Annotated in this window: 3 protein-coding genes; all 3 read left to right on the plus strand. The window is 61.6% G+C overall.

The genetic code is table 11. The features are described 5' to 3' along the window. Positions 1-738, plus strand: a 738-nt coding sequence (locus O6929_12300; GenBank protein MCZ6481168.1) for a cytochrome c, incomplete at its 5' end; no start/stop codon positions are given. Further along, positions 735-2,990, plus strand: coding sequence for a c-type cytochrome (locus O6929_12305; protein MCZ6481169.1), 2,256 nt, complete (start codon positions 735-737; stop codon positions 2,988-2,990). The genes O6929_12300 and O6929_12305, both read left to right, overlap by 4 nt. A gap of 88 nt (positions 2,991-3,078) precedes the next feature. Further along, positions 3,079-3,447, plus strand: a complete 369-nt coding sequence (locus O6929_12310) for a c-type cytochrome (GenBank protein MCZ6481170.1) — start codon at positions 3,079-3,081, stop codon at positions 3,445-3,447. Positions 3,448-3,579 lie beyond the last annotated feature (132 nt).

The raw sequence follows: 3,579 nt of genomic DNA on the forward strand, positions 1-3,579 counted from the left end.
GAGGAGATCTCCCTCGAGGAAGGGAAGGTGACCCCGGAGCAGCTGGCTCGGATCGGGGAGCAGATCTTCAAGGCGAAAGGCACATGCACGATTTGCCATCGGATAGGTCAAGTGGGCGCCCGCGCGCCCGATTTGGCCGGGATCGGGGCGCGAGCAGCCGCCCGAAAGCCAGGGGTGAGCGCGATGGCCTACCTCGTCGAGTCTCTCCTGAACCCAGGGGCGTACGTGGTGGAGGGGTTTCCGAAGATCATGCCGAAAATAGACCGACCCCCCATCGGGCTGAACCGATCTGAGATCTGGGCGGTCGTGGCATTCCTGGAGTCTCTGGGTGGGACCGTGGACGTAAAACTGCAGGACATTCCCGAAACTGCAGGGGCACAGGCCATAGGGGAGGGCGCGCCGGTGGCCGAGCTGAAGCTCCCCGGCGATCCAAAGGCGGGCCAGGCGGTATTCATGGGCAAGGGCGGGTGCATCGCCTGCCATAAAGCGGGCGCCATCGGCGCCTCTCCTTTGGGGCCGGACCTCTCCCAGATTGCCAGGATTCAAACGCCGGAGTACATCATGGCGAAGATTCTCAATCCCGCGGGAATGGGGACCGTGGTCGGTTACCCCCCTAATTTGATGCCCCCGACGTTTGGTCAGGTGCTGACCGCCAAGGAGTATGTTGACTTGGTTTCTTTCCTTCTGAGCCTCAAGGGTGAGGACGGGGCTTCGGGTTCCACCGCGAAGAAGCCATGACCCTCCTCCGGTCGAAGCTCCTCCAGGCAGTGTTGGTGGTCGTGACCATGTATCTGGTCTTCCGTTTCGGGATTCGGCCTCCCGCACCCTGGAGCGTGGTCAAGCTCTACATGGCGGTGGTGCTGCTTGCCGTATTCGTCTACGTCTCTTCAGATTCCGACTCCTGGCGTGCGTTCCTCTCCCCCATTCAATCCACGCTGTTGGACGAGAACAAACGGCCGATTCGCAGTGTGCTCATGGTGCTCCTCCCGATCCTGGCAGGCGTATACGCTTACACCCAGGCAGCCTCGAAGACCGCGGAGCCGGTTGAGCTCCGCGCTGTCCATCCGGCACCACCGGCCTCCATTACGTTCCGAGGGAAGGCCATCGACATCCAGGGGCTCGACAATCCGTTTCGGAAGGATGCCGCCAATTATAAAAAGTATGTGGCTGAGGGAGCGGCGATCTATATCAAGAACTGCTTCTTCTGCCACGGCGATGACTTGGATGGCGGCGGCCACTTCGCCCACGCCTTCAACCCCCCTCCCGCCGACTTCACGGACCCCGGTACGATCGCCATGCTCCAGGAATCCTATCTCTTCTGGCGGATTGCGAAAGGGGGGGCAGGTCTCCCAAGGGAGTCCACGCCCTGGAACTCGGTTATGCCTGCGTGGGAGGACCGGCTCAGCGAGGACGAGATCTGGAAGGTGATCATGTACCTCTACGACGCCACGGGCTACCAGCCACGTCGGTGGGAGACTCACGCATCGAGTGCTCCTCCCCCCTCTCGGCCAGAGATCCAAGGTTCCCCGAGATTGATTTACTCTCGGGGTGTGCGTGCACTCTTGAGCCAACCGCTGGCAGAGGCACAGCAGGCTGGCGACGTCACCCGAGGCAAGGCAGTCTACGAGAAGAAATGCGCTCTCTGTCACGGTGCCGAGGGGAAGGGGGATGGTCCTGGAGCAGTCCACCTCGATCCCAAGCCCCGGGACTTCACGCGAGGGTTTTATAAGATCCGCACCACGGGCTCGGGACAACTCCCAACCGATGCAGACCTCTTTCGGGTCATCACCGATGGGATGCCGGGGAGTTCCATGCCGAGCTGGCGTCAGCTGCCCGAAGGCGACCGCCGGGCCCTCACCGCCTATCTCAAGACATTCTCGCCACGCTTCGGCAGCGAGCCGCCGGGCCAGGTGATCGACGTCGGGCGAGAGGTCCCTGCGACCGAGGAGTCCATCGAAAAGGGTCGGAAGCTCTATCAGCTCATGGAGTGCTTCACCTGCCATGGTCAAGGAGGGCGCGGCGATGGCGAATCGGCCCCGGAACTAGAGGACGATTGGGGGTATCCGATCCGCCCCACGAACCTCACCAAGGCATGGACCTACCGGGGAGGCACTACGCCACGGGATGTTGTGACCCGCTTCCTTTCGGGGCTCGCCGGAACGCCGATGCCATCGTATGAAGGGGTCTTTGAAAATATGGAGGAGAACTGGCACCTCGCCAACTACGTCCGCTCCCTCTCACCGGATGGACCCGACTACGCAACCCTCATTACCGCCGAGCCGGTCCCCGGGGAGATTCCCTTGGGCCCGGACGACTCCTTCTGGTCGAGCATCCCGCAGTCCAATTTTCCGCTGGCGGGCCAGGTAATCGTGGATCCTCGCAACTTCAACCCTTCCATCGACATGATCGGGGTGCGGGCGGTCTATTCCGAAGCCGAGATCGCCTTCCACCTCACGTGGGATGATTCCACCTTCTCCAAACGGGATCCCAAGGGCAAGACGTTTGCCGACCAGGTGGCCCTCCAGTTTTCTGCCAGGCTCCCGGAGGGTACCGAACGTCCCTACGTCCTCATGGGGGAGAGCGGCAATCCGGCCTATCTTCTCCAGTGGTCCGGAGACACTGGGGTGACAGAGGCGAACGCCGCCGGGGTGGGCAAGCTCACACTGCAGACAGGAGATCAGCTCCAGGCCAAAGGGAAGGTCGTGTTCGGGGACGGCCGGTACCGCCTGGTTATCAAACGCCCTCGTGCCACCGAAGATTCCCACGATCTCGAGTTCCCGGTCGGCCAGTTTCTTTCGGTGGCCTTCATGGCCTGGGACGGCGGGGCCGGAGAAGCGGGGAGTCAAATGTCGCTCTCCTCCTGGTACTATCTACTTCTCGAACCACCGCCGTCCCGAAAGCGCTGGGTGTATCCCCCCTTGGCGGCCCTTGGCGTCGTTGGGCTCGAGCTATGGGGACTTCGGTGGGCGCGGCGTCGGGCGCAAGGGTGATCCCGGTCGCGCGGAAAGAATTTTCTTGCCAAAGGGGACGTCCTAGTCGATAAGCCCGTAATTCCACCGGTGATAAGGAGGAAACGTGATGCGCGTGAGTTGCACATGGATGTTGTGTCTCGGTGTGGTGGCGGTTTTTCTGCCGTCAGTCGCCTGGGCTGCAGGCGATGCGGCAAAGGGAAAGCAGAAATACCAGCAGTTCTGTGGCGCGTGCCATGGACAGTCGGGCAAGGGTGATGGCCCGAGTGCAGCTGCCCTGCCGGTCAAGCCCCGTGACCACACCGATGCGGCGTATATGGGCAAGTTCACGGATAAGCAGATCTTCGACACGATCAAGCTCGGTGGTCAGGCCATGGGCAAATCGCCCATCATGCCCCCTTGGGGTGGTGCGCTCACCGATCAACAGATCGAGGACCTAGTTGTCTACATCAGAAGCCTGTCCGGTTCGAGTAAGTAACTACCTATCCTAAATAAGGGTTCGCTGTGGATCCCGAAGGTTTCGGGATCGGAGGAAGTTAATGCGCATGCACAGGCGGCGGTTTCTTGGAACCCTCCTGCAGGCGGCAGGCTTTGCGGTATTCCCATCGGT

The organism is Candidatus Methylomirabilota bacterium, assembly GCA_027293415.1.
GTDB lineage: Bacteria > Methylomirabilota > Methylomirabilia > Methylomirabilales > CSP1-5 > CSP1-5.